At 73.0% G+C, this 25,137-nt stretch carries 19 protein-coding genes and 2 pseudogenes; 10 read left to right on the plus strand and 11 right to left on the minus strand.

All coding sequences use genetic code 11. From position 1 onward, the window contains the following. Positions 1 to 57 precede the first annotated feature (57 nt). The 3 genes from GPA10_RS11440 to GPA10_RS11450 are packed head-to-tail and all read left to right on the plus strand — an operon-like array spanning position 58 to position 3,966. Entirely contained in the window at positions 58 to 918 is an 861-nt protein-coding gene (locus tag GPA10_RS11440) for an ABC transporter ATP-binding protein (RefSeq protein ID WP_343040674.1), read from the plus strand. Continuing rightward, a complete protein-coding gene (locus tag GPA10_RS11445) occupies positions 915 to 1,895 on the plus strand; it encodes an ABC transporter substrate-binding protein (RefSeq protein ID WP_058846882.1) in 981 nt (326 codons plus the stop codon). Before GPA10_RS11440 ends, GPA10_RS11445 begins: the two co-directional genes overlap by 4 nt. 4 nt (positions 1,896 to 1,899) lie before the next feature. Then, entirely contained in the window at positions 1,900 to 3,966 is a 2,067-nt protein-coding gene (locus tag GPA10_RS11450; protein ID WP_157165395.1) for an iron ABC transporter permease, read from the plus strand. 246 nt (positions 3,967 to 4,212) lie between these two features. Here GPA10_RS11450 and GPA10_RS11455 read toward each other — a convergent pair whose 3' ends face one another. Then, positions 4,213 to 4,878, minus strand: coding sequence for a response regulator transcription factor (locus GPA10_RS11455; RefSeq protein ID WP_157165396.1), 666 nt, complete (start codon positions 4,876 to 4,878; stop codon positions 4,213 to 4,215). A gap of 55 nt (positions 4,879 to 4,933) precedes the next feature. After that, a complete protein-coding gene (locus tag GPA10_RS11460; RefSeq protein WP_157165397.1) occupies positions 4,934 to 6,088 on the minus strand; it encodes a sensor histidine kinase in 1,155 nt (384 codons plus the stop codon). A 435-nt stretch (positions 6,089 to 6,523) separates the two neighbouring features. Here GPA10_RS11460 and GPA10_RS11465 point away from each other — a divergent pair, with 435 nt between their 5' ends. Next, positions 6,524 to 8,728, plus strand: a complete 2,205-nt coding sequence (locus tag GPA10_RS11465) for a SpoIIE family protein phosphatase (RefSeq protein WP_343040675.1) — start codon at positions 6,524 to 6,526, stop codon at positions 8,726 to 8,728. Positions 8,729 to 8,891: 163 nt separating this feature from the next. Further along, positions 8,892 to 10,223: a hypothetical protein gene (locus tag GPA10_RS11470; RefSeq protein ID WP_157165398.1), complete on the plus strand. Its 1,332-nt coding sequence runs from the start codon at positions 8,892 to 8,894 to the stop codon at positions 10,221 to 10,223. Between the two features lie 44 nt (positions 10,224 to 10,267). On the opposite strand, the pseudogene GPA10_RS42355 reads toward GPA10_RS11470, so the two are convergent. Continuing rightward, positions 10,268 to 10,625: pseudogene (locus GPA10_RS42355) on the minus strand (helix-turn-helix transcriptional regulator); the annotation flags it as partial. Positions 10,626 to 11,412: 787 nt separating this feature from the next. Here GPA10_RS42355 and GPA10_RS11485 point away from each other — a divergent pair. From GPA10_RS11485 to GPA10_RS11500, 4 genes are all read left to right on the plus strand, one after another. Further along, on the plus strand, positions 11,413 to 12,102 hold the full coding sequence (locus GPA10_RS11485; RefSeq protein WP_157165401.1) for a DUF4232 domain-containing protein: 690 nt from the start codon (positions 11,413 to 11,415) through the stop codon (positions 12,100 to 12,102). A 278-nt stretch (positions 12,103 to 12,380) separates the two neighbouring features. Then, positions 12,381 to 14,648 (plus strand): MMPL family transporter, encoded by a 2,268-nt coding sequence (locus GPA10_RS11490; RefSeq protein WP_343040676.1) that lies wholly within the window; start codon positions 12,381 to 12,383, stop codon positions 14,646 to 14,648. Positions 14,649 to 14,655: 7 nt separating this feature from the next. Continuing rightward, positions 14,656 to 16,104: a sensor histidine kinase gene (locus GPA10_RS11495; RefSeq protein ID WP_157165402.1), complete on the plus strand. Its 1,449-nt coding sequence runs from the start codon at positions 14,656 to 14,658 to the stop codon at positions 16,102 to 16,104. Continuing rightward, positions 16,101 to 16,757 carry a response regulator transcription factor gene (locus tag GPA10_RS11500; protein ID WP_343040677.1) on the plus strand — a complete coding sequence of 219 codons (657 nt, stop codon included), beginning with the start codon at positions 16,101 to 16,103 and terminating at the stop codon, positions 16,755 to 16,757. Before GPA10_RS11495 ends, GPA10_RS11500 begins: the two co-directional genes overlap by 4 nt. Here the strand turns inward: GPA10_RS11500 and GPA10_RS11505 are convergent. From GPA10_RS11505 to GPA10_RS11525, 5 genes and pseudogenes are all read right to left on the minus strand, one after another. Next, positions 16,729 to 17,052 carry a DUF1048 domain-containing protein gene (locus tag GPA10_RS11505; protein ID WP_157165403.1) on the minus strand — a complete coding sequence of 108 codons (324 nt, stop codon included), beginning with the start codon at positions 17,050 to 17,052 and terminating at the stop codon, positions 16,729 to 16,731. The genes GPA10_RS11500 and GPA10_RS11505 overlap by 29 nt on opposite strands. Position 17,053: 1 nt before the next feature. After that, positions 17,054 to 17,419, minus strand: a complete 366-nt coding sequence (locus GPA10_RS11510; RefSeq protein ID WP_157165404.1) for a DUF1048 domain-containing protein — start codon at positions 17,417 to 17,419, stop codon at positions 17,054 to 17,056. Continuing rightward, entirely contained in the window at positions 17,416 to 17,742 is a 327-nt protein-coding gene (locus GPA10_RS11515; protein ID WP_157165405.1) for a PadR family transcriptional regulator, read from the minus strand. Before GPA10_RS11515 ends, GPA10_RS11510 begins: the two co-directional genes overlap by 4 nt. Before the next feature lie 47 nt (positions 17,743 to 17,789). Then, positions 17,790 to 19,031 carry an FAD-dependent monooxygenase gene (locus tag GPA10_RS11520; RefSeq protein WP_157165544.1) on the minus strand — a complete coding sequence of 414 codons (1,242 nt, stop codon included), beginning with the start codon at positions 19,029 to 19,031 and terminating at the stop codon, positions 17,790 to 17,792. A gap of 165 nt (positions 19,032 to 19,196) precedes the next feature. Beyond that, a pseudogene (locus GPA10_RS11525) lies at positions 19,197 to 20,573 on the minus strand (MFS transporter); the annotation flags it as partial. Positions 20,574 to 20,882: 309 nt separating this feature from the next. Here GPA10_RS11525 and GPA10_RS11530 point away from each other — a divergent pair. Then, positions 20,883 to 21,137 carry an EF-hand domain-containing protein gene (locus GPA10_RS11530; protein ID WP_058846869.1) on the plus strand — a complete coding sequence of 85 codons (255 nt, stop codon included), beginning with the start codon at positions 20,883 to 20,885 and terminating at the stop codon, positions 21,135 to 21,137. Between the two features lie 40 nt (positions 21,138 to 21,177). Here GPA10_RS11530 and GPA10_RS11535 read toward each other — a convergent pair whose 3' ends face one another. The 3 genes from GPA10_RS11535 to GPA10_RS11545 are packed head-to-tail and all read right to left on the minus strand — an operon-like array spanning position 21,178 to position 25,133. Then, positions 21,178 to 22,764, minus strand: a complete 1,587-nt coding sequence (locus GPA10_RS11535) for a S41 family peptidase (RefSeq protein ID WP_157165406.1) — start codon at positions 22,762 to 22,764, stop codon at positions 21,178 to 21,180. Between the two features lie 48 nt (positions 22,765 to 22,812). Further along, entirely contained in the window at positions 22,813 to 24,366 is a 1,554-nt protein-coding gene (locus GPA10_RS11540) for an amidohydrolase family protein (protein WP_157165407.1), read from the minus strand. After that, the gene (locus GPA10_RS11545; protein WP_157165408.1) at positions 24,366 to 25,133 is read right to left on the minus strand and encodes a uracil-DNA glycosylase family protein; all 768 of its coding nucleotides are present in this window, start codon (positions 25,131 to 25,133) and stop codon (positions 24,366 to 24,368) included. Before GPA10_RS11545 ends, GPA10_RS11540 begins: the two co-directional genes overlap by 1 nt. Positions 25,134 to 25,137 lie beyond the last annotated feature (4 nt).

Consider the following 25,137-nt stretch of genomic DNA (forward strand, 5'->3'; position numbering starts at 1 on the left):
GTCGGTGTGCAGGGGGGTCTGTTCCGCTGGTCGTAAGGTTAGGCTAACCTCTCCAGCGTGCATGTAGGCGAGAAGACCGCAGCGGCCGCGCCGCCCGAGGGTCATGAACTGTCGGCCACGGGCGTCACCGTGGCGTACGAAGGCGTCGATGTCGTACACGACGCCTCGATGACGCTGCGACCAGGCGAAGTGACCGTACTGGTGGGCCCGAACGGCAGCGGCAAGTCGACGCTCCTTCGGACGCTCGCCCGGCTTCAGCGGCCACGGACCGCCACCCTCCGCATCGACGGCGACACCGACGGCCTCGCCCTGAGCCCGCGCGAGTTCTCCCGCCGCGTGGCCCTGCTCACCCAAGGACGCCCCACACCCAGTGGCCTGACCGTGCGGGACGTGGTCGAATTCGGCCGCTACCCGCACCGGGGCCGTTGGGGCAAGGCCGACCCGGGCGGCCGGACCGCGGTGGACCGCGCGCTCGCCATGACCGGCGTCGCCGAGCTCGCCGAACGCGGGGCCGAGCACCTGTCCGGCGGCCAGCTCCAGCGCGTCTGGCTCGCCGGCTGCCTCGCCCAGGAGACGGGCGTGCTCCTCCTCGACGAGCCCACGACCTACCTCGACCTCCGCTACCAGGTCGAACTCCTCGACCTCATGCGGGACCTGGCGGACGATCACGGCATCGCCGTCGGCGCCGTCCTGCACGACCTCGACCAGGCAGCGGCCATAGCCGACCGGATCTTCCTGCTCGACGCGGGACGGATCGTCGCGGACGGCACCCCCGAGCACGTACTGACACCGCAGCGGCTGACCGACACGTACGGCATTCGCATCGAGGTCGAGACCGACCCCCTCACCGGCCTGCTGCGCACCCGCGCCGTCGGCCGCCACCACTCGCGAAGCGAAAGGCTCAGCACCACCCCATGAGACGCCTCCTGATCACCGCGGCGACCGCCACCGCCGCGGCCCTCGCCCTGTCCGCCTGCGGTACCACCGAGCCCTCCGCCGACGACAAGAAGAAGAGCGCGGAACCCCTCACCCTCACCGACGCCACCGGCGCGAAGGTGAAGCTGGACGGGCCCGCCCGGAAGGTCGTCGGCACCGAGTGGAACGCCGTCGAGAACCTGGTGTCGCTCGGCGTCGACCCCACCGGCGTCGCCGACGTCAAGGGCTACAAGACGTGGGACACCGCCGTCCCGCTGAAGAACGAGCCCAAGGACATCGGCACGCGCGGTGAGCCCAGCATGGACACCGTCGCGTCCCTGAAGCCCGACCTCGTCATCGCGACCACCGACCTGCCCGCGGCCGCCGTGAAGCAGCTCCGCAAGGTCGCCCCCGTCCTGACGCTGCGCGCCGCCGACGCCGCGGACCCGATCGGGCAGATGACGAAGAACCTCGACCTCATCGCCGAGGCCACCGGCACCACGCAGCAGGCCGAGAAGCTCAAGAAGGGCTTCGAGGCGAAGCTCGCCGAGGGCAGGAAGGCACTCGCGGGAGCCGGTCGCGACGGCGCGGAGTTCGCCTTCGCCGACGGCTACGTCACCGGCAACCAGACCTCCATCCGGCCCTACACCAGCGGCTCCCTCATCGGCGCCGTCAACGAGAAGCTGGGCCTGAAGAACAACTGGAAGGTCAAGGGCGACAAGAGCTACGGCCTCGGCGCCACCGACGTCGAAGGCCTCACCGAGCTCGACGACGACGTGCAGTTCGCCTACATCGGCAACGACGACGACAAGGGCAGCAACCCCTTCTCCGGCGTCCTGAAGAAGGACAAGGTCTGGACGTCGCTGCCGTTCGTCAAGAAGGGCAACGTCCACCGGCTGCCCGACGGCGTCTGGATGTTCGGCGGCCCCGAGTCGATGAACCAGTACGTCGACTCCGTCGTCAAGGCACTGAAGAAGTAGCACCATGGCCGTCACCGCAACCACCCCCGCCACCCGTCCGTCGACGACAGCGTCCCGTTCGGGCGCGGCCGCGGTGACGGCCGCACTGGTCCTCCTCGTCGCGGTCCTCGCGGTCGTGGACATCACCCAGGGCACGGCCGCCGTCGGCCCGCCCGAGGTGTGGAAGGCGCTCACCGGCCGGGCCGAGGCCGGTGACGCGTCCGTCGTCATCGCCTCCCGGCTGCCGCGCATGGCCGCGGGCCTCCTCGTCGGCGTGCTGCTCGGCATGGCGGGCGCCGCCCTTCAGGCCGTCAGCCGCAACGTCCTCGCCGCGCCCGACACGCTCGCCGTCAACGCGGGCTCCTACTTCGCCCTCGGCCTCGCCGCCGCCTCGGGCCTGTCCCTGCCGCTGCTCGCCTCCTCCGGCATCGCCTTCCTCGGCGGTCTCGCGGCGGCGGCCGTCGTCCTGTCCCTGTCCGGGCTCGGCACCGGCACCGTACGCCTCGTCCTCGCGGGCAGCGCCCTCACCTTCGGACTCACCGCCGTCACCGAGGGCCTGCTCCTGCTGTACCCCACGGAGACCGAGGGCCTCTACAAGTGGAACCAGGGCAGCATCGCGCAGAACGGCTTCGACGGCGTGCTCCAGATGGCGCCGCTCGGCCTGGTCGGCCTCGTCGGTCTCGTCCTGATCGCGCGCAGGGTCGACGCCCTGGCGCTCGGTGACGAGGCCGCCCGCGGCGTCGGCGTGCCCGTCCGCTCCACCCGTGTCACCGCCGTCGTCCTCGCCGCCCTGCTGTCCACGGCGGCCGTCACCCTCGCCGGACCCGTCGGCTTCGTCGGACTGTGCGCCCCCGCCCTCGTCCGTCCGCTCGCCCGCAGGTTCCACGCGTTCACCCGCGCCCGCGTCAGGCTGCCGTTCGCCGGGCTCACCGGCGCGGCCCTCGTGCTCGGCTCCGACGTGCTGCTGCGCTCCCTGGTGTCGTCGGACGTGTCGGTGGCCGTGCCGACCGGCGTCGTCACCAGCATGGTCGGTGCTGTCTTCCTCGTCGTCATGGCCGCCCGGCTCCGGGACACGGCGGGCACCGTCCCCGTCGACCGGCTGCGCATCCGCAGCAGAGCCGTCTTCCTCGTCACCACGGCCGTCCTTGCCGTCGCCCTCGTCGGCGTGACCATCGCCGCCGTGCTCATCGGCGACAGCAAGCTGCTCCTCGGCGACGTGGTGAACTGGGCGCAGGGCAGAGCCGGTCAGACCGTCACCTTCGTGCTCGACACCCGGATGCCCCGCGTCCTCGCCGCGCTGCTCGCGGGCGCCGCGCTCGCCCTGTCCGGGACCCTCATCCAGGCCGTGACCCGCAACCCCCTGGCCGAACCCGGCGTCCTCGGCGTGTCCAACGGCGCCGCGGCGGGTGCCGTCGTACTGGTGACGACGGTGCCCGTGGCCGGTTCGTGGAGCCTGGCGGGCGGCGCGTTCGCGGGCGCCGCGGTCAGCGCGGCCGTCGTCTTCGGACTCGCCGCGCGGGGCGGGTTCCAGCAGAACCGGCTCGTTCTCGTCGGCTTCGGCGTCGGCACCGGTGCCGCGGCCCTGATCAGCCTGCTCATCATCCTCACCGACCCGTTCAACGCGACGAAGGCCCTCACCTGGCTCTCCGGCTCGACGTACGGGCGGACCCTGCCCGACGTGGTGCCCCTCGCGATCGTCCTCGCCGTGGGCCTGACCTACGCGGTCGTGCGGCGCACCGAACTCGACCTCGTGTCGCTCGACGAGGACACCCCGCGCCTGCTCGGCCTCGACCTGAGCCGCGGCCGCCTCGCCTTCCTCGGCCTCGGCGTCCTGCTCAGCGCCACCGCCGTGGCCGCCGCGGGCACGATCGGCTTCGTCGGCCTGGTGGCACCGCACGCGGCCCGCGCCCTCGTGGGCCGCAAGCACGTCCGGGTGGTGCCGGTCGCTGTGCTCCTCGGGGCCCTCCTCGTGTGCGTCGCCGACCTGGTGGGCCGGACCGTGATCGCACCGGCCCAGCTCGGCGCCGGCCTCATGACGGCCGTGATCGGCACGCCGTACTTCCTGTATCTGCTCGTCCGCAGCCGCCGGTAGGGTCCCGGCTCACCGGGCCCGCCCACCCTCCTGGGCACTCCCTCCCGCCCGTTCGCCGGCGGCGTCCTCCGCGGATCTCGCGGAGGCCGCCGCCGCACGCGTGTTGACGTACGTGGTGAGCTGCCGCACCTGCCGTTCCAGGTTCCTGAGGCGGTCCAGGATGTCGTCGGGAAGATGCGCATCAGGGCCCCCAGGCCTTCGAGGAAGAGTGTTCTGTTGTGTGGCGAGTCGGTGCTCAAGCGCGGGTCAGGGGCGGACGAGGCCGGTCCGGTAGGCGAGGGCGACCAGTTGGGCGCGGTCGCGGGCGCCGAGTTTGGTCTTCGCGCGCTGGAGGTGGGTGCGCACGGTCAGCGGGCTCACGGACAGCTCCCCGGCGATCTCCCGGTCGGACCTCCCCTGCGCGGCCAGCGCGGTCACCTCGCGTTCGCGCGCGGTGAGGGAGGCGAGGTCCGCCGGGAGAGCCGGGGCGGCGTCGGGGTCCGGGGCGGCGAGGAAGCGGGCGATGAGCGCGCGCGTGGCGGTGGGGGACAGGAGCGCGTCGCTGGCGGCCACGGTGCGGATGCCGTCGAGGAGCGCGTCGGCGGAGACGTCCTTGCCGAGGAACCCACTGGCGCCCGCGCGCAGGGCACGGGCGACGTGCTGGTCGGTCTGGAACGTGGTGAGGACGAGCACCCGCGTCGCCCGGAGGCCGGGGTCGCCGCAGATGGCCTCGGTCGCGGCGAGGCCGTCGGTGCCGGGCATGCGGATGTCCATCAGGACGATGTCGGGGCGGTGCGCGCGGGCGAGCCCGACGGCCTCCGCGCCGTCGGCGGCCTCGCCGACGACCTCCATGTCCGCGCAGGAGTCGATCAGGAGCCGGAAGGTCTGCCGCAGCAGCGTCTGGTCGTCGGCGAGCAGCACACGAATGGTCATCGGGGCCTTCCGGGAGTCCGAGGGACAGGGGGCGCATGGCTGAGAGGTGCCGGGGTCAGGGGTGGAGGGGGAGTTCGGCGGTGACGGCGTACCCGCCCTCGGGGTGCCGGCCGGCGTCCAGGCGCCCCCCGGCGGCACGGGCGCGCTCGCGCATGCCGATGACGCCGAACCCGCCGCCCGCAGCCGACGGCCGCGATACGGCTCCGCCGTGGTCGCGGACCGTCAGGGTCAGCAGGTCCTGCGCGTAGGCGAGCCGCACCTGGGCGGTGTCGGCGGACGCGTGCTTGGCGACGTTGGTGAGTGCCTCCTGCACGATCCGGAAGGCGGCGAGGTCCGTCCCGGGGGAGAGCGTGCGCTCCTCGCCGTCGACGGTGACGACGACCCGGAGCCCGGCGGAGGCGAACGCGGACACCAGCTCGGGCAGCCGGGCGAGCCCCGGAGCCGGTTCCAGGACGTCCTCGGGTTCCTCGGGGCGGCGCAGGAGGCCCACGGTGGCCTGGAGTTCGCGCAGGGCGGCCGACGTGGTGCCGGTCAGCTCGCCGAGGATCCTCCCGGCCTCATCGGGCCGGGTGCGCGCGAGATGCGCGGCGGTGCCCGCCTGGGCATGGGCGAGAGCCATGTGGTGCGCGACGACGTCGTGCAGTTCCCGGGCGATGCGGACGCGCTCCTCGGCGACGCGGTGGCGCGCCTCGTCCTCGCGGGTGCGTTCGGCGTGTTCGGCGCGTGCGCGCACGGCGTCCAGATGGGCGCGCCGCGTCCGCACGTTCGTGCCCTGGACGACCGACAGGGAGATCCAGAACGCGGGTACGACGGTCTTGCCCTGCCAGGACTCGTCGTTCCTGTCCGACGAGAGGCCCGCGAGCGCCACCACGACGATGGCGGCGACGCAGTACACCCGCACGGTCCGCTGCGGGGCGACGACCGTCAGGGCGTACATCGCCACCATGAGAGGGAGCAGCAGCAGGACGTCGACCGGGTACCCCAGCGCGCCCAGGAGGGCCGCGGAGATCGCCGTGGACGCCACGACGGGCCCCGGACGGGTGTGCCGCCACAGCAGGGCGAGGCAGGACGTGGTGGTGATGAGCAGACCGGGCCACCAGCCGGGGCCCCGGTCGTTCTGCGCGCCGGTGGCGGCGCACAGCAGGGCGAGGAACGCGGTCTCGACGAGGCGGGGACAGCGGTCGGCGTACCGCCGCCAGCTGCTGAGCATGAGGTCCCCCCTCCGGGTCGGGGTGCGGGCCGATGCGGGTCGGGGTGCGGGCCCATGCGGGTCGGGGTGCGGGCCCATGAGGGGAGACGTGGTGGCCGGGTGGGGGGTTGCCGGGGCCTCGTGTCGACTGACCGCCGCTTTGCGGCCGCTGTACGCCGTACGCCGTACGCCGTACGGTGGCCGGGTGGCCGGGTGGCCGGGTGGCCGGGTGGCCGGGTGGCCGGGTGGCCGGGTGGCCGGGTGGCCGGGTGGCCGTGGTCGGTGCGGAGTGACGGCTCGTGCCGGGCCGGGCGGCGTGGCATCGCGCGACCGCCCCCCCGCGGGACGGCGTGCCGACCGTACGGCAGAGGCGTAACGTCCAGATATGGGCGAGCTCGGGCACGTCCGGCGTGCCCGTGCCGCACACGGTCGCCCCTGCGATGCTGGAGGTGCCTCGTGACCGGCACGGGTGACCCGGCCGCCGATGCCGACGGTGCTACCGACGCCGGGGTCGACAGCGACGCCGCGGTCGACGCCGATGCCGCGGTCGACGCCGACGAGCTGGACACCGCGTTCGCGGAGAGCGTGCGCGGAACCGGCGCGTCCATCGGCGCCCTGTACCTCCTCGCCCCGGACGGGCAACTGCTGCATCTGGACCTGCTGTGCGGGGCACCGGCGGAGTTCGCAGCCCCCTGGGCGCGGGTCCCGGTGGCCGCGCCCGCGCCCATCGCCGTGGCGGTCCGTGAGCGCCGCCTCGTGTGGGTGGGCAGCCAGGATGAGATGGCCCGCTCCTATCCGCGTACCGCGATGGTGCTGCCCTACCCGCTGGCGCTGGTGGCCGCGCCGGTCACCGGCAGCCGCATCTGGGGCGCGCTGCTCCTGGTGTGGCCCGCCACCCGGCCGCCGTACATGACCGACAGGGAGCGCGGGCACATCGAGTCACGTTGCCGCCGTCTGGCACGGATCCTGGAGGAAGGCGTCGAGCGCGGCGGTCCCCGGGGCCCGGGCGGGCGCCTGCGTGTCGTCGCCGCGGGCACCGGCCGCCGGTCCACCAGCCCGGCGATGGCCGCGGCCGACTTCGCCGAGCGCCTGCCCGGCGGCAGCTGCGCCCTGGACCTCGAAGGGCACTTCACCTACGTCAGCGCGGGCGCCTGCGAACTCCTCGGCCGCGAGGCCGGTCAGCTGCTCGGCACGCTGCCGTGGCAGTCCCTGCGCTGGCTGGACGATCCCACGTACGAGGACCGCTACCGGGCCGCGGTGCTCAGCCGGAGCCCCGTCTCGTTCACCGCGTGCCGCCCGCCCGACGGCTGGCTGGACATCCACCTCTACCCGGACGCCAGTGGCATCAGCGTCCGCGTCGTGCCCACCGGCACCCGGCCCCCGCCCGCCCCGGCGCCCGGAGCACCCCCTCGCACCGTCACACCGGCGCGGGCGGGCCGGCTGTACCAGCTCACGCACCTGGCCGCCGCGCTGACCGAGGTCGTCGGTGTCCAGGATGTCGTCGATCTCGTCGCCGACCAAATCATGCCCGCCTTCGGCGCCCAGGGCCTGGTCCTGTCCACCGCGGACTTCGGCAAGCTGCGGATCACCGGCACCCGCGGCTACACCCCCGAGACCGTCGAACGCCTCGACGCCCTGCCCCTCGACACCCGCTTCACCCCGGCCGGACACGCCCTCGGCAGCGGCATCCCCGCCTTCTTCTCCGACCCCGAGGAGATGCGGCGCCTGTACCCCGAGGCGCCGCATGTCAGCGGCAAGCAGGCGTGGGCCTTCCTGCCGCTGATCACCTCGGGTCGGCCCGTGGGGGTGTGCGTCCTGTCCTACGAGAGGCCGCACGCGTTCGCCGCCGAGGAACGCGCCGTCCTGACGTCACTCGCCGGGCTCATCGCCCAGGCCCTCGACCGCGCCCGCCTCTACGACACCAAGCACGAGCTCGCCCACGGCCTTCAGGAGGCGCTGCTCCCGCGCACCCTGCCCCAGGTCGGCGGCCTGCGGGTCGCCGCCCGCTATCTGCCCGCGACCCGGGGCATGGACATCGGCGGCGACTTCTACGACCTGATCCGGCTCGGCGACACCGCCGCCGCGGCGGTCATCGGCGACGTCCAGGGTCACAATGTCGCCGCCGCCGCGCTGATGGGCCAGGTGCGTACCGGCGTCTACGCCCACGCGGCCCTCGGCACACCCCCCGATGAGGTCCTCTCCCGCACCAACCGGCTCCTCATCGGCCTCGACCCCGGCCTGTTCACCAGTTGTCTCTACGCGCACCTGGACTTCGCCCGCCGCCGCGTGACGCTGGCCAGCGCCGGTCATCCGCCGCCCCTCCTGCGGCTCCCCGACCGGGGGACGCGGCCCGTCACCGTCCCGCCGGGCCCCCTCCTGGGCATCGACCCCGACGCCGTGTTCCCCCTGACCGAGATCCCCCTCACCCCGGGTCTGCTGCTCGCCTTCTACACCGATGGCCTCATCGAGACCCCCGGCGTCGACCTCGACGACTCCATCGCCCACCTCGCGCACCACCTCGCCCGCGCGGACGACCGGGACCTCGACCTCCTCGTCGACGACCTCCTCGGCGAGGTCAGCTCCACCGCGCAGCGCCCCGACGACATCGCGCTCCTCGTCCTTCAGAACGAGAGAGGTCGCCGTCCAGAGAACGAAATCTGACGTTGAAGCGGGCGCCGACGGGCGGATCTGCGGCGACTCCTCCAGTGGCGAGGCAAAAGATGCGTGCCTAGAACGGGATACACGCTCATGTCCGGGGCGCGAGGCGTCCCGGTGAAAGGGAGACGCGAAAACCTGGCGACCCCGGTGAAAGGGAGAAGCGAAGATGCCCGCTGAGTCATCCTCTGCCCCGTCCTCTGCCCCGTCCTCTGCTACGTCCTCCGCGACGACGAACGCGTCGGGCACCGCTCGGCTCGGAACCCGGCCTCCGGCCGCCGTCCGGCCCGCACCCTGGGTGCGGGGGGCCGACGAGCACCTCGATGCACACGTCGGCGACGAACCCCCGCGCCACACGGCGTACGACACCACGGACGGCCCCGCTCCGGAGCGGACGGCGCCGGGGGCCGGGCACGCGGAGGACGCCGCGGTGGAGGAGCTCATACGCGTCGCCGTGGTGACCCGGCCCCTGGACGACGTCGTCGACCTGGTCACCCGCTTGGAGCAGGCGCCGGGGAATCTGCCCACCGCCGTGTCGGTGCTGCGCCTCGCGGCCGTCGCCCGCTCCGTCGAGGACGTCTCCCGGCTCGTGGAACTCCTCGCCCCGCCGGAACACCCCGCGGAGCAGCTGGACGACGCCATCCGGCACGCCGCCGCGGAACGTCCCATTCCCGACGTGAGCCGACTCGTGCACCTGCTGTCCCGCCCGCCGCACGACCCGCACTCCGGCGCGGAGGCGGTGCACGCCGCCGCCACGACCAGGTCCGTGGACGACCTGATGCAGCTCATCGGCAGCCTCGGCGACCCGGGGGACCGCCGAGCGGACGCCGACCTGTCGCAGGCCCACTCTCTCGCGGCGCCGGGCAAGGACCGCGCCGAGTCCGCGGCGGCCGACCGCGAGTCGGCAGCGACCGCCGCTGACGCCCGCGCGGCTGGCCGGGGGCCCGCCACCGCGAAGGCCGCCCGTGGCCGGGATGCCCGTAGCCGGGACGCCGGTAGCCCGGACGCGCGCGCCCGGGACTCCCGCGCCCGGGACACCCGCGCCCGGGACAGCCGCGCCCGGGACATCCGGGCCCGGAGCGCTCAGGTCGGCGGTGCGCCCCTGGTGTGGCTGCGCCGCCTGGCAGGCGTGCTCGTGCTGCTCTGCGCGGTGGCTCACTTCCCGCTGCGCTGGGCGGACGCGTCCGCCTTCGCCCTGTCGGCCGCGTTCGGCGTCTCCGCCGTCTGCGCCGCGTCCGGCGTGGCCCTGTTCCTGAGCAGGTCACCGGTGGTGGCCGTGACGAGCACCCTGGTGGTAGGCGTGCTGGCGGTCAGTCATCTCGCGGACGACCGCGTCGACTCCAGGACGCTCGCCCACGTCCTGCGGCCCGACGGAGTGACACCGCCGCTCCCGGCACTCTCGGCGCTGGTCGCCACCCTGGCCTGTCTGCTGGTCGTCGCGCTGACGGTCGCGGGTCTCCGCGCCGCGGCGACGCCCCCGCGCACGCGCGCGCGTGGCTGAGGCGGCCCGTACAGCCGCAGGTACCGGTCCTCACGGCTCGGGCCTCAGGCGGCGGTGCGACGGGCCTCCCGCCGGTATCCGCCGGGCGCCTTCCCGTACTCGCGCCTGAAGGCCTTGGCGAAGGCGTGCGCCGAGCCGTAGCCGGTGCGGACGGCGACCGCCGTCAACGGACCGTCGGACTCACGCAGGAGCCGAGCGGCGGTCGTCATGCGCCAGCGCGCCAGATGGGCCAGGGGCGGCTCGCCGACCAGCGTCGTGAACCGGTGGGCGGAGGCCGCGCGGGACAGGCCCGCGCGGTCCGCGAGGGACTCGACGGTCCATCGCGCGCCCGGGTCCTGGTGCAGCGCGGCGAGCGCCGGGGCGACCAGCGGGGTCGCCGAGCGCGGCCGTCCAGCCGCGCCCCTTGCGGTGGACGCACGGTTCGAACACCTCGGCGTTCACCCGTACGCGGTGGAACCAGACCAGGAAGACAACACCGTTCGCCACCAGGGCCGTTGCCCCACGACAGCCCAGCCGAGGCCGACGGGCGAGCGCACCGGGCGGATGTTCACCTGACGCCTCGGGCCGCGGAGTGGCCTGGCTCGCTGCGATCTGGATGCAGACGTCGCAGTACCCCCCAGAGGTCGACGCCGTATGGAACTCACACATCGTGCACAGCATCGCTGAGCGCCCCCCACGGGTTCATGTGCCTGTTGGTGGTCGCTCCCGCTCCCCCCAGGGCGCATGGCGGCCACCGGACGACATCAGTGAGCTTCACGAATTCATCACAGGAGTGGGCGGGTTGAGACCGTTCCGAGGGGTCCCATGGTCCTGGTCGTGGTCAAGATCTTCTGGGTCACAGGTCTGTCCCAGCGGGCGGTCGGAGATGAACTGGTGCGCGAAAGTGCGGGAACCGCGGTCCCGGCCAGTCGGGGCGGGGCCGGGAACCGGGAGTGCGGTGCGTGCCCGGTGGGTGTGTGTAACAGCGGTGTATTAGCGCGGGGTTGATCGGAACGAGGGTTCGGGGCGGGGGCTCTTGGGGGGCAGCAGCGCTCGCTGGCGGCGGCCTCCGCCGAGTGGTCGGCGCCTCCCACCGACACCGACACCAGCACTGACACCAGCACTGACACTGACACCGACACCGACACCGGCACCGATTCCGACACCGATTCCGATACCGATTCCGATACCGATGCTGAGGAAGATTTCGATGCGTGTTCGCAAGCTCACCTTCGCCGCTCTGGCCGTTGCCGCGGGCCTTACGCTCACGGCGTGCAACGACGGTGACGACAAGGCGGGTACATCGCCGTCGGCCGAATCCAGCACGTCTTCCACGGGTGGCGGCTCGGGCGGTGCGGAGCAGGGCGGTGGCAAGGACTCCGCCGGGAAGGACTCCGCGGGCGAGGGCTCCGCCGAGGAGGGCACTGGCGGGCAGGGCACGGTCGCGGGGACCGGATCCAACGAAGGCGGAAAGATCGGCAAGTGCCGCACCGACGAACTCGACATCTCCGCGCAGGACAGCACGATCGACGGCGACTCCGAGGGCACCGTGGCGATCACGTTCAAGAACGGCGGCGGCCGTGACTGCGCCCTGTCCGGCTTCGCCGGCGTCGACCTGAAGACCAGCGAGGGCGCCCTGTCCGCCCAGCGCAAGGGTCAGGGCGCCGCCCCGATGACCCTCAAGGACGGCGAGTCGGTGTCCTTCGGCGTCACCTACCCGGTCAACGACTCGGGCGGCTCAGGCGTCAGCGTCAGCGGGCTCGTGGTGACCCCTCCCGGCGAGACGAAGTCGTTCTCCGTCGAGTGGCCGGGCGCCGCCACCCTGCCCGTCACGGACGGCGCGGGATCCCCGGTGAAGGTCGGCCCGATCGGCAGCGCCGGCCAGGGCGGGGCGAACTGACCCCCGGCCCCACCTGCCCAGTTGCCGAGTTGCCGGACCCGTTCGCAAGGGGATGGCACCGTCGGGCGTACGCGAGCGGGCCCGGACACATGACGTGTCCGGGCCCGCTCCGCGGCCTGTAGTGCGTACGCACCAGAACACCCGACGGCCTGGTCCGGGCGCACCAGCGGAGGACGGCGGCGGGGGACGATGCCCCGCAGGGGCGCCGGAAGGGAGTGTGGAGACGCGCGGATCCCGCGCGTTCCCCTTGCCCTAGCGGTGTCTGGAGTGATCAACAGGTGGCGACATTTCTTTACCGGATCGGACGGTGGGCCTTCCGGCGGCGCCGGCTCGTGGGCGGTCTGTGGCTGGGCGGCCTGCTCCTCGCCGTCGTCGCCGCGGCCGTCGCGCCGAGCGGCGAGGAAGAGGACATCTCCATGCCCGGCACCGAGTCGCAGAAGGCGTTCGACCTACTGGACGAGCGCTTCCCCGAGAGCAACTCCCAGGGCGCCGAGGCCCGCCTGGTGTTCCGGGCCCCGGACGGACAGCGGGTGACGGCCGGGAAGAACAAGGCCGCCGTCGAGAGGACGCTCGGCTCGCTGGACGGGAGCGACCAGGTCGCCTTGGCCACCGACCCGTACGGGACCGGAGCCGTCAGCAAGGACGGCACCGTCGCCTACTCCACGATCACCTACACTGCGGACGCCGTCGACTTGGAGGAGTCGGTGAAGAGCGCCCTGGAGGGTGCCGCGGACCGGGCCAGGGCCGCGGGCCTGACCGTGGAGATCGGCGGCTCCGCCCTGGACGCGGAGGAGTCACCGGGCGGCACCACGGAGATCGTCGGCGTGGCGGTCGCTGCGGTGGTCCTCGTCCTCGCCCTCGGCTCGCTCGTCGCGGCCGGGCTGTCGCTCCTGACCGCCTTCGTGGGCGTGGCCATCGCCTTCGGGCTGGTCTCCGCGCTCGCCGTGCCGCTGGGTCTGACCTCCACCGTGGCCATTCTGGCGCTGATGCTGGGCCTCGCCGTCGGCATCGACTACGCGCTGTTCATCACCTCCCGCTACCGCGACGAGCGCGCCCGGGGCCGCGAGCCGGAGGAGGCCGCGGGCCGGGCCGTGGGCACGGCCGGATCCGCCGTCGTCTTCGCCGGCGCGACCGTCTTCATCGCCCTGGTCGGCCTGGGAGTCGTCGGCATCCCCGAACTCACCAAGATGGGCATGGGCGGCGCGGGTGCCGTCGCCCTCGCCGTGCTCGTCGCCCTGACCCTCACCCCCGCGCTGTTCGGCTTCTTCGGCCGACGGGTGCTGTCCCGCGCCGTCCGCAAGGGCGGCAGGACCGCAAGCGCGCACCCGCACGCGGAGTCCGCCGAGGCCGGCCGCGGCGGACTCGGCACCCGCTGGGCGCGGTTCGTGCTGCGCCGCCCGGTGGCCGTGCTCCTCACTGCGGGACTCGGTCTCGGCGCCGTCGCCCTGCCGGCGCTGAGCCTCGAACTCGGCCTGCCCGGCGACGAGTCCAAGTCCGTGGAGACCACCCAGCGACGCGCCTACGATTTGCTGTCGGACGGTTTCGGCCCCGGCTTCAACGGCCCGCTCACCGTGGTCGTGGACACCTCGAAGTCCGCCGACGCCGCCCGCGCCACCACCGATCTCGTCGTCAAGACCGTACGAGGCGTGGACGGGGTCGCCTCGGTCGGTACTCCGGTGCTGAGCAAGAGCAAGGACACGGCCGTCCTCACCGCCGTCCCGAGGACGGCGCCGAACAGCGGCGAGACCAAGGACGTGGTGCAGGCGATCAGGGGCGCGGTCGCCGGCGTCGAGGCCGACACGGGCGCCGGCGTCTACGTCACCGGCACCACCGCGATGAACATCGACATCTCCGAAGCCATGTCCGACGCCCTCATCCCCTATCTGACCGTCGTCATCGGCCTGGCGGTGCTGCTCCTGACGGTGGTCTTCCGCTCGATCCTTGTCCCGGTCAAGGCCGCGCTCGGCTTCCTGCTGTCCGTGGGCGCCGCGTTCGGCGTGCTCGTCGCCGTCTTCCAGTGGGGCTGGGCGGCCGACCTGATCGGCATCGAGCAGACCGGTCCCGTCATGTCGCTGATGCCGATCCTCGTCATCGGCATAGTCTTCGGCCTCGCCATGGACTACGAGGTCTTCCTCCTCACCCGGATGCGGGAGGCCCACGTCCACGGCGCGTCCCCCGGTGAGGCGGTCGTCAACGGCTTCCGGCACAGCGGGCGGGTGGTGGCCGCCGCGGCGATCATCATGATCAGCGTGTTCGCCGGATTCATCGGGATGAGCAGCCCGACCATCCAGACGATGGGCGTCGGCCTGGCCGCCGCCGTCGCCTTCGACGCCTTCGTGGTCCGGATGGCGATCGTGCCCGCCGTCCTGGCACTGCTCGGCCACCGGGCCTGGTGGCTGCCCCGTATCCTGACCCGTGTGCTGCCGGACGTGGACATCGAGGGCGAGAAGCTGAGCCCGCATGTCCCGGCGCCCGCGACCGCGCCGGACGCGCCCGACGCGCCGGCGCCCCGGCATCCCGTCGGCCGGCACGGGCACCGGTACTGATCCGGTCATGACGGACAGAAGGAGCGGTGGCGGCCCGCGACCACGCGGCAGGTGGTGGCGGGAGGCAGCGATCACGGCGACGGCGTTCGCGCTCTGCCTGCTCGGCGGCGTGCTCCAGGACGACGGCAGCTCGTTGTCACCGCCGTCCGCCGCCGCCTGCTTCGTCGCCGTGGTGTCCTGTGCCGTGCTGCCGCTGCGGCACCGGGCGCCCCTGGTCGCCCTGGCGGTCACGACCGCGAGCGGCATGCTGGTGCCGCCCCTGGGCCTCCTGCTGAGCCCGCTCGTCGTGGCACCGGCTGTGATCACCGCGTACTCGTACTCGCGCGCCGCGCGCACCGAACGGCGCGCGGTTCTCGCGGTGGCGCTGACCTCCGCGGCGCTGCTCGTCGCCTCCACCCCCTTGTTCGGGGACCTGTCGTGGAAGGACGCGAGCAGGGTGGGGTCGGTGGCGGCGTTCCCGCTGGTGGCCGGTGTGCTCGGGCGCGCGGTGCACAACCGGCGGGCCTATCTGGCGGCGGTGGAGGAGCGTGCCCAGCGGGCCGAGCAGAGCCGGGACAGCGAGGCGCGCCGCAGAGTGGCCGAGGAACGGGTGCGCATCGCCCGGGAACTGCACGACCTGGTGGCCCATCAGATCACCCTCGCCAACGCGCAGGCCACGGTCGCGGCCCACTTCTTCGACACCCGCCCCGAACAGACCCGCAAGAGCCTGCGGGAACTCGTCGAGACCACCGGCGGCGCGCTCGACGAACTCCGCGCCACGGTCGGTCTGCTGCGGCAGACCGGGGACGCGCCGGGCCCCGACGAACCGGCGCCCGGCCTCTCCCGTCTCCCCACGCTCCTCGCATCCTTCCGCCGCGCGGGCCTGGAGGTCTCGCTGCACCAGGCGGGCACCACCCGCCCCCTGCCGCCGGGACTGGACCTCACCGCCTACCGCATCATCCAGGAAGCCCTGACCAACGTGACCAAGCACGCAGGAACCGGCAGCGCCCGGGTGCGCCTCACCTGGAACCGCGACCGAGTGACCATCACCGTCGCCGACGACGGAAAGGACCCCCGTACGGTGCCGAGCACAGCCACCGCCGGACCGCTCACACCCACGGGACCGCGTACGACCCCACCGCGTGTCACCCCACCGCGTGCGACCACACTGCCGGAACGCCCGCCCGGCTACGGGCTGATCGGAATGCGGGAACGGGCCACCGCGGTCGGGGGCCACCTCTCCGCGGGCAGGCGCCCGGAGGGCGGCTTCCTCGTCTCCACCGAACTGCCGCTGCCGCCCGTCAAGGGACCGGCGCAAGGAGCCGACGCGGAGAGGGAAGCGACGGGCGAGGCGGCGGCCACGGGGGAGACGAGGCACACAGGGGACACGAAGGACACGAAGAGCGCGATGAACACGAAGAACGCGAAGAACGCGAAGGGCACGGGGGAGACGACGGGCACCGGGGAGACGCCGTGACGCTCCGGGTGCTTCTCGCCGACGACCAGGCGCTGCTGCGCGGCGCCTTCCGCATGCTGCTCGACTCCGCCGACGACATCACGGTCGTCGGTGAGGCGGCCGACGGCAGGGAGGCGGTGCGCCTGACCCGGCAACTGCGCCCGGACGTCGTGATCATGGACATCCGCATGCCCGAGGTGGACGGCCTCGCCGCCACGTCCCGCGTCTGCGCGGACCCGGACCTGCGGGGCACCCGCATCCTGATCCTCACCACGTACGAGACCGACGAGTACGTCGCCCAGGCGCTGCGCGCGGGCGCCTCCGGCTTCATCGGCAAGGGCATCGGGGCCGGGGACCTGCTGGCCGCCGTACGGACGATCGCCGACGGCGACACCCTGCTGTCCCCGGCCGCGACCCGCTCCCTGGTCACCCGTTTCCTGGCCACACCGGAGGCCCCCGCCGCGCACGACACCGAACAGCTCGCCGTGCTCACCCCGCGCGAACGCGAGATGGTGGCACTGGTCGCGACCGGCCTGTCCAATCAGGAGATCGCCGACCAGATGTTCCTGAGCCCCTTCACCGTCCGCGCCCACGTGCAGCGCGCCATGACGAAGCTGGAGGCCCGCGACCGGGCGCAACTCGTCGTCATCGCCTATCGGACGGGCCTCGCCTGACGGACTCCTGGTAGACGTCCGCGTTGGTGCGCGAGTCCTTGACGAGGTCGTCGCAGAAGGCGGCGACGTCGCTGCCGACGAGTTCCAGGACACCCTTGCCGTCGGCCGCGCCCCCTTCGAAGAAGTCGACGATCCCCGGGAGCAGGGGACCGTCGGGCGGGTCGACCGGCCCGACCTTGAAGAGGTACTTCTGCATCTCCTTGTAGACGATCCGGTAGTCGGGCGGCAGCGCCTGGACGCGCGCCATGTGTGCCCGCCACTGCTTCTTGCCTTCGACGATGTCGTGGATGCCCATGTCAGCCCCCCTGACCGGCCAGTCGGCCGAGCTTCTTCGCGACGTTCCTGTTCAACTGCGCGCGCCACCGGTCGCGGTGCGTCCGGGCGCCTTCTCCGCCGGTCAGCGCCGCGCAGAAGCCCGCGATGTCGTCGCCGAGCACCTCGTGGGCGCTCTGCCCCTCCGCGGCTGTCTCTTCGAGCAGCCCCAGGGCGCCGTCCAGGATCGGCATGAGGTTGCGGCCGGTGAAGTCCCCGTAGGCGGACGTGTGGAAGGTGATCTGTTCCCACGCGGCCCGGTGGTCGGCGGGAAGGGCCGCGGCCCGGGTTTCGAACGCCTTCCACTCCCTGGTGAGGTCACTGCCCGTGACGGTCTCCCAGAAGGTCATCGTGCGCCCTCCTTGAGCTTGTCGATGCGTGCGGAGAGGTACTCCCACTTCGTCCAGAACGCGGTGAGTTCTTCGCGCCCCGCGTCGTTGAGCGCGAAGAACTTGCGCGGTGGGCCCAGGCCGGAGGGCCGTTTCGTCACCTGGACGAGGCCGTTGCGCTCCAGACGCAGCAGGATGGTGTAGATGGTCCCCTCGACGACGTCGGTGAAGCCGAGTTCGTTGAGCCGACGCGTGATGGCGTACCCATAGGTCTCCTCGCTGCCGATGATGTGCAGCACGCAGCCTTCGAGTGTGCCCTTCAGCATCTCCGTCAGGTCGTCCATCACGGGTCCTCTTCGGCCGCCCCGGTACTGGGTAGTACCGAGTACTGCTACACGGTATCACCGAGTAGCGGCGGAGTGAACGCGGGCAGCGTCAGGGCCGAGTGCGCGGGTCGTGCTGTCGCGGCGGGCAGGGTGACGAGGCCGCGCAGCATGGTGTCGCGTTGCTCCAGGGCCCGCGCCGTGGTGGGGAAGAGGGTGGCCCCGCCGTTGTCGACCAGGGCCTGGTTCATGGCGACGAACTCGCGCAGGCCGTGCTCGTACGCGGCGAAGGCCGCGGTGTGTTCCCGGTGCGTGGCAAGGGAGTCGGCGAGCACGTAGGCGCCGGCGAGTGCGAGGCTGGAGCCCTGGCCGGTGAGGAACGAGGGCGCGTACGCGGCGTCGCCGACGAGCGCGACGCGGCCCTGGGACCAGCGGGGCATACGGATCTGACCGGCCGTGTCGAAGAACAGGTCGTCCGCGTCGCGCAGGGCGTCGACCAGGCGCGGGACCTCCCACCCCGCGTCCGCGAAGGCCGCGGCGACCAGGTCCCGTTGGGCGTCGGGGTTCCTGAACGCGCCCAGCGGCGGTTCCGGCCGGTGGAAGGTGAGGAAGGCGTGCAGCTCGTCGTCGTCCCCGACGGCGTAGAGGGCCGCGGCCCTCCCCGGGGTGTTCCACAGCACGAGCTCGTGGGAGAGCCCGAAGGTGTTCGGCATGGTGAAGAGAGCGAAGCAGTAGCCGAGATGGCGGTGGAACCGTCCTTCGGGGCCGAACAGGGACTCTCTGGTGTACGAGTGCATGCCGTCGGCGCCGATCACCAGGTCGAACGTACGGTGTCCGCCACCGCGGAACGTGACGTCGACCCCGTGCCCGGACTGGACGAAGGTGTCGACGGAGTCGTCGAAGAGGAACTCCACGTCGTCACGTACCACTTCGTGGAGGGCCGCGGCCAGATCCCCGCGACGCACCTCCAGGTCCCGCCCCGCGACACCGCCGTCGACGGCACGCGGACTGAGCGCGGCCACGGTGGCGCCGTCGGCGTCGAGGAACGTACAGCGCCGCGAGTCGATGTGGGCGTCCCGCAGCCGCGGCAGGATGCCCATCCGCCGGACCACCTCGATCGCGGTACCGCGGATGTCGATCGGATAGCCCCCGGCGCGCGGCGCGCCGGCCTTCTCCACCACGGTGACCGCGAAGCCTGACCGGTGCAGCCAGTACGCGAGGGCGGGACCGGCGATGCTCGCTCCGGAGATCAGGACACTTCGCTTGGCGCGGGCGCGCACGCCCGTCGTCAGACCGTCGGATGTCGTCATGCCTGGGCTCCTCGGCTCTTCGTGAGGTGGTTCTGCGGGGGGGTCCTGCACGGTGTGGCCTTGCGGGGTGTGGTCGTGCACGGTGTGGTCGCGCCGGGTGTGGTCGGCCGCGGTGTGGTCGTGCACGGTGTGGTCCTGCCGGGTGTGGCTCGGTGTGGTGTGGCTCTTCGTGAGGCGGACGACGAGGAGGGAGAGTGTGGCGACGGCCCCGGCGACGGCGAAGCCGGTGGCGAAGGCCGGTTCGGTCGGCAGGCCCGTCGCCGCGTCGGACCCGGCGTCGAGGATCGCGCCGCCGATCTGCACACCGAGGGCGACGCCGATCACCCGCGTCACCACGAGCAGGCTGGTGGCGATGCCCGTGTCCCTGGTCTCGACGGCCGTCGCGGTGCGGGTGAGCAGCGCCGTGGAGGCGACACCCGCGGCCGCCGCGGTCAGCGCCTTGGCGACCATGAGCTGCCACGCCGCGGCGTGCAGCGTCGCCAGGGCGATCGTCGTGACCGCCGTGACGACGGCGCCCCCCACGAGCACGGCGCGCAGCCCGGCACGCCGCGCCACGACCCCGCCCACCGAGTCGCTCACCGCCCCTGCGACGGCACCGGGCAGCAGCAACAGGCCGATGTCGGTGGTGCCGAGTCCGAAGCCGTACCCGTCGGCCGAGATAGCGAACAGCTGCGGGAGCAGGAAGCTCACCATCCCGAAACTGGTGGTGACGACCAACGTGAGCGCGCACGAGTGCCACATCGCGGGCTTCGCCAGCATCCGCAGATCGACCATCGGTGCGGCCGCGCGCCGTTCGACGGCGACCCAGCAGGCCGCGAGCGCGGCCACGGCCACCGCGACGCCGCCCGCCGCGAGGGGGGAGAGGCCCGCACCCGTCACCCGTACGAGTCCGAGCATGAACACGAGCAGTGTGCCGCTCAGCAGGACCACGCCGGGCCAGTCGATCCTGTCGTCCGCGCGCACCGGCGGATCATGCGGCATGAGCCGGGCCACGACCGACGTCGTCACGACGACCACGAGCGTGGGGAGCGCGAACATCCAGTGCCACGACATGCCTTCCGCGAGCGGCCCGGCAACCAGCGTCCCCACCATGCCGCCGCCCGTGAACAGCGCCATGACCAGGCCGATCGCCACCCGTGACGCGGGCCCGGACAGGTGTTTGCGCACCAGGATGAAGGACAGGGGCAACGCCCCCACCATGACCCCTTGCAAGGTCTGGCCCACCAACAGGACCGGAAGGTTCGGCGCCACGGAGGCCAGCAGACCACCGGCCGAGACCACCGCCATCAGCAGGACGAGGACCCGTTTCCCGCCGTGGCGGTCGCCCAGCTTGCCCGCGACGGGTGCGACCACCGCGCCGGTGATGAGTAACGTGTTGCCGATCAGGGCCCCTTCGGCGGGACTGACTCCCAACTCGCGTTGCAACTGGGGGAGCGCGGGCTCCACCACCGACTGCAGGGTGCCGAGGGCCAGGGCCAGGATGCCGAGGGCACCGATCGACAACCTCCCGATGCGGGCAGGGGGAATCACAGCTACGGACATGGGCGTCCTCTTCGTCGTCGAGGTGCGCGCCTTCGTCGTCGGGGGTGCGCGCGCCTCCCACGCTCCCCGTCGGCGCCCCGCCCGGCATCGTCCGCCGCCGCCGTTTCCCCCTGGTGCGCCGGGACCAGCCGCGCACCCGCCCTGGTGCCTGCGCACTACCCCTGACCCGGGTTGCCCCGATGCGGGGTTGTCCGGTGACCAAGCGCGCGTGCCGGACATACTTGACGCGTGTCCGGGCCCGTCTCCCGCCCGCGCCCGGCACACGCACCGACCCACCCGCCCACGAGTGTCGAGGATGAGGACCACGCGATGAGTGAGAAGGCCCGGAAGCTGTTCAAGGCACTGGACCTCGACGAGAACGGAACGCTGAGCCGGGTGGAGGTGATCGTCGCGCTGCGGACGAAGGGGCCCTCCCTGGCCGCGTCGGGGGACCTGCCGTTCTGGGGCCTCGGGGACGCCGACGACTCCTCCGCGCTGTTCGACGCCGCCGACCAGAACGGGGACGCGGTCCTGACGATCGAGGAGTTCGAGGCGGTCGTCGACCGCCGCTTCGGCTGGCACTGACCACGGACGAGGGCACGACCGCCGGGCCGCCCACGAGGGCTCAGCCGAGCAGCGCGACCGCCGCCGCGAGCAGGTCCCTGTTCCGCCCGGTGACGTCGCGCCGGGTCAGCCGGTGCAGTTCGTCCGCCTGCACGCCGAGGTCCTCCAGGGGGACGTCGACGTTGCCGCGTGCTCGGGTGGCCCGCCGCAGCGCCACGCGGAACCCGGCGCCGCGCGGCAGCTGGCCGAGCAGCTCGGGCAGCCACACGCGCAGCAGCTCGTGCGTCCACACGTTGGCGCCGCCCGCGCCGGTGCGCCGGGCGGTGCCGAGGACGGGCCCGAGGGCGTTGTCCTGGAAACCGGCGGCGAAGATGTCGGCGGCCGAGTAGGACAGGGCGTCGGTGATCAGGACCTTCGGTCCGGTGTACCGCGGCAGACCGGCGGTGATCGCCTCGGGGTCGGTGAGCGGGAACGCCTGCGAGTACACCTCGCCGGTCTCCACCGCGTCCTGGATCGAGCGCGTCCACACCCGGAAGGCGGGGTTCGAGCGGGCGAGGGCGAGCGCGGCGCGCGTCGTGGGCAGGGAGAAGCTCACCGGCGCGACGGGCCGCGCGCTCAGGACCTGAAGGGCGGACTCGGCTGCCGGGACATGGCCTCCGGGGTTGCCGCGGACGTCCACGACGAGACCGCCCGCCGGGGCGTCCTCGACGATCCGCGCCACGTGCTCGGCGAACGACCGGGCGCCCGCGACGTTGAACGAGAAGACGCGCAGATACCCGTACGAGCGGCCACGGATCCGCAGCGTCCGGTGGCTGACGGCGCCGCGCGGCGCCCGCGCGGCCGAACGCCGCTCCCGGGGCGGCGCGAAGAGCGCGCGCTTCACCTGCCTGCGGACCTCGCTCCCCACGTCGATGCCGAGCCCGGTCGCCAGTGTGGGAACGGGATCCTGCACGCGCCCCGCGCGCTGTTCGACGGCCCGTACGCGCCACGGCACCCGTGTCTCGCGGTGGCGTCCACCGGGGGTGCGGTAGGCCAGGAGCACCTGGTGCTCGTCCGGCGGCGGACCCGTGCGCAGCGGGCGCAGCGTCAGCGATTCGAGGCCGCGGGCCAGGCGCGCGTCGGCGTTGGAGCCCGCCTGGGCGGCCGCGTTGCGCTCGATGGCCCGCTCGACGGGAACCCCGTTGAAGGCGAGGAGTTCGGCGCCGACGTCGAGGCCCGCGTGCACGAGCGAGCTGTCGATCTTGGAGACGATGTGGTGGGGCGTCCCGTCGGGGTCGGCGTAGCCCTCGACGAGGAAGCCCAGCGTCGCCACGTGTCCGCGGTAGGGATCGGGCAGCTGATAGCCGGTGTGCAGGTCGCGCAGGTCACGGAAGACGTCCGTCAGCTCGGCGTGGAACTGCGGCTCGCTGAGGGGCTGGAGGCGGCGCTCCAACAGGCGCAGGCGCTGCACCGGATCGGTGGCGTGCATGGCCCGCTTGAGCGGGAGGTGGACGTACAGCTCCTCCAGGAGCACACGGGCGGCGGCCACCAGCTGGTAGCGGGCGGCGAGCGGCAGCGGGTCGGCCTCGACCCGCTCCATGAACTCCTTGAGCCCGGTCGACTCCGGCAGGGTGCGGGCGGGTTCCGCGATCGCCGCGGTCGGGCTCATGACCGGATCACCACCGTAGGACTCATGACCGGATCACCACCGTCGAGCTCATGGGTAGTAGTCCGCGAGGTGCTGGAGCTGGGGCACGCCCGCGCGCGCGACCGCTGAGAAGAAGGCGGCGTCGTGCGTGAGCGGGTCCGGGCGCGGGACGACGAGGTCCAGCGGGACCTCGCCCGCGGCGGCGAACGCGCCCGTGTCGCCCTCGGGCATGTCGCCGAACAGGGCCAGCGGCGCCTCGGGGTCGTCGAGCGGTCCGCCCCAGTCCGCGAGCGCGTCCTGGGAAGCGCGCCAGGCGGCGACCGGGTCGCCGCGTACCTTCTCCAACGCCCTTCTGACGCCGGGCCAGTCGAGGGCGGCGTCGGTCCGTCCGGGTTCGCGCACCGCCACCCGGCGCCTGCTCCCGGCCACCGTGATGGCGTCGGTGTCCTCCGCCCCGGTGGCCTTCATCAGGGACGGCGTGCCGTAGAACGGCCTGCCGCGCACCATCACCAGACGTATGTGGCGCTCGGTGGCGTCGATGAGATTGCGGTAGGCGTCCTGTGCCGGCGTGTGGTGTTCGAGTACCAGCAGGTCGGCCGCGCTGCCACGCCGCAGACGGCCCACGTGCGGGCCCCAGGCGGTCGCCAGGGCGTCCCCGGGGTTGGCGGTGACCATGTCGCACAGCTCGCGGTCGCTGAAGCGCCCGCCCAGCTCGTGGCGGTTGACGGCGTCGGCGACCTTCAGCTCGCCGAGCACGTTCTTGGTGCCCGACGGCGACCAGTCGGAGCCGAGCGCGATGCGCAGGCCCTTCTTGTCCGCCTCGACCACGTCCGTCGTCTCGTGGTACAGCCAGTGGTTGGAGAACGGCGACCACACGACGGTGGCCTTCTCGGCCGCGTCGACGGCGGTCACCGCGCTCTGCCACTTCTTGAAGTCGGCCGCGGTCAGGGCGGTGGCGTGCACGCCGATCAGGCCGGGCCGCAGGCAGGGTTCGAGGTCCTCGAACTCGCGGCGGACGATCGTTCCGACCCTGCCCTCGGCGACGTGGTAGATCAGCAGCCGGGTGCCGTCGAGCTTGGGCGCCCGCTCCTCGCGCAGCACCTCGGCGTCGAGCTGGAGCGCCGCGGTCATCACCATGTCGGCGCCCGCGGGCAGCTTCTCGTTGTCGATGATCCGCAGCAGCCAGCCGTCGACGGGACGGGTCGACAGCGGGGCGCCCTGGATGGCAGTAGTCCCGCCGATCAGGGCTTTGACCTCGACGTATTTGAGGAGCGCCTCGGGTGCGGCCTGGCCGAGCACCTTGGCGGGCCAGGTGACCGACGTCGAGTAGTCCGGCGGATGCTTCTCGCCGACCCACCGGTCGTGGTGCTGATAGGGCACGCCGGGCGCCTCCCACAGCGGGAGCGTGTTGTAGAGCAGGTGGTTGTGCAGGTCGATCAGGCCCGGCAGGATCAGCCCGCCCGTGTCCGTCGACGGCGCCTGCGCGAACCCCGTGGGCGGTGCCTGCCCCGCCGCGCGCACCGCGGCGACCCGGCCGTCGTCACCGACGTACACGTCTCCGGGGTCCAGGATCCGGTGGTCCTCGTCGCAGGTGACCACCGTGCCCCGCAGCACGAGCGCCATCAGCCCGGCGCCTTCCACAGCAGCGTGTGCTTGTCGTCCGGCGACGGGCGGCTGACGGAGTTCTGCGGTCCGCCCGCGGTGGCCCGTACCCAGGCGTCGTCGCCGAGGAACTGCGGGGCGCCGAAGGGCAGATCGCGGCGGGGGACCGCGCTGTAGTCGGACTCGCGGAACTCGGTGCCGTAGGTGGGGCCGGTGTTGTCCCCGTCGTCGTCCGGGGTCACCACCTCCCGCAGCTCGGCGACGGCGTCGCGCCAGGCGTCGAGGAGGGCCACCGGATCGTGGCTGGAGGGGTGGGGGACCTCGACGAGCGGCACATGCGGGCGTGCGGCCCACAGCCGCACCGCCTCGCGTGCCATGAACCCCATGGCGACGACTGCCTGCAGGGTGGCGTCCGTGGCCCGGTCGAAGACGGCGTTGCGCCACTGCTTCTGCTCCGGGTCGTCGAGCCGTTCCTTCATGGCGAACGCCTGGCTCGGGTGGACCGCGTAGGCCCACGCGTTGAGACAGACGTAGGAGCGTGTCAGGCCGAGCTTGCTGAGGAAACCCTGGACGCGCTGGCCCGCGTTGCCGACGAGGCTGCGCCCGGCGATCCGCTCGGTCGGGCCCGGGTCCGATGCCACGATCAGCAGACGGGCCGAACCGTCGAGGCGGCCGCGGTAGAAGACCGGCCCCCAGTCGAACCAGAAGGCGTCCTCGACGGGCGGATCGGGCACCTGCGTCAGCAAGTCGGCGAACAGGGCCGTCGGCCCGCGGTCGAACTCCGGCATGGGT

It is taken from the genome of Streptomyces typhae, assembly GCF_009755605.1.
Classification (GTDB): domain Bacteria; phylum Actinomycetota; class Actinomycetes; order Streptomycetales; family Streptomycetaceae; genus Streptomyces; species Streptomyces typhae.

Bases quoted from the DNA above. Each gene is read 5' to 3' on its own strand.
- GPA10_RS11445 (WP_058846882.1), top strand. From the start codon at position 915: ATGAGACGCCTCCTGATCACCGCGGCGACCGCCACCGCCGCGGCCCTC.
- GPA10_RS11450 (WP_157165395.1), top strand. From the start codon at position 1,900: ATGGCCGTCACCGCAACCACCCCCGCCACCCGTCCGTCGACGACAGCG.
- GPA10_RS11455 (WP_157165396.1), bottom strand. From the start codon at position 4,878: ATGACCATTCGTGTGCTGCTCGCCGACGACCAGACGCTGCTGCGGCAG.
- GPA10_RS11460 (WP_157165397.1), bottom strand. From the start codon at position 6,088: ATGCTCAGCAGCTGGCGGCGGTACGCCGACCGCTGTCCCCGCCTCGTC.
- GPA10_RS11470 (WP_157165398.1), top strand. From the start codon at position 8,892: ATGCCCGCTGAGTCATCCTCTGCCCCGTCCTCTGCCCCGTCCTCTGCT.
- GPA10_RS11485 (WP_157165401.1), top strand. From the start codon at position 11,413: ATGCGTGTTCGCAAGCTCACCTTCGCCGCTCTGGCCGTTGCCGCGGGC.
- GPA10_RS11495 (WP_157165402.1), top strand. From the start codon at position 14,656: ATGACGGACAGAAGGAGCGGTGGCGGCCCGCGACCACGCGGCAGGTGG.
- GPA10_RS11505 (WP_157165403.1), bottom strand. From the start codon at position 17,052: ATGGGCATCCACGACATCGTCGAAGGCAAGAAGCAGTGGCGGGCACAC.
- GPA10_RS11510 (WP_157165404.1), bottom strand. From the start codon at position 17,419: ATGACCTTCTGGGAGACCGTCACGGGCAGTGACCTCACCAGGGAGTGG.
- GPA10_RS11515 (WP_157165405.1), bottom strand. From the start codon at position 17,742: ATGGACGACCTGACGGAGATGCTGAAGGGCACACTCGAAGGCTGCGTG.
- GPA10_RS11520 (WP_157165544.1), bottom strand. From the start codon at position 19,031: ATGACGACATCCGACGGTCTGACGACGGGCGTGCGCGCCCGCGCCAAG.
- GPA10_RS11530 (WP_058846869.1), top strand. From the start codon at position 20,883: ATGAGTGAGAAGGCCCGGAAGCTGTTCAAGGCACTGGACCTCGACGAG.
- GPA10_RS11535 (WP_157165406.1), bottom strand. From the start codon at position 22,764: ATGAGCCCGACCGCGGCGATCGCGGAACCCGCCCGCACCCTGCCGGAG.
- GPA10_RS11540 (WP_157165407.1), bottom strand. From the start codon at position 24,366: ATGGCGCTCGTGCTGCGGGGCACGGTGGTCACCTGCGACGAGGACCAC.
- GPA10_RS11545 (WP_157165408.1), bottom strand. From the start codon at position 25,133: ATGCCGGAGTTCGACCGCGGGCCGACGGCCCTGTTCGCCGACTTGCTG.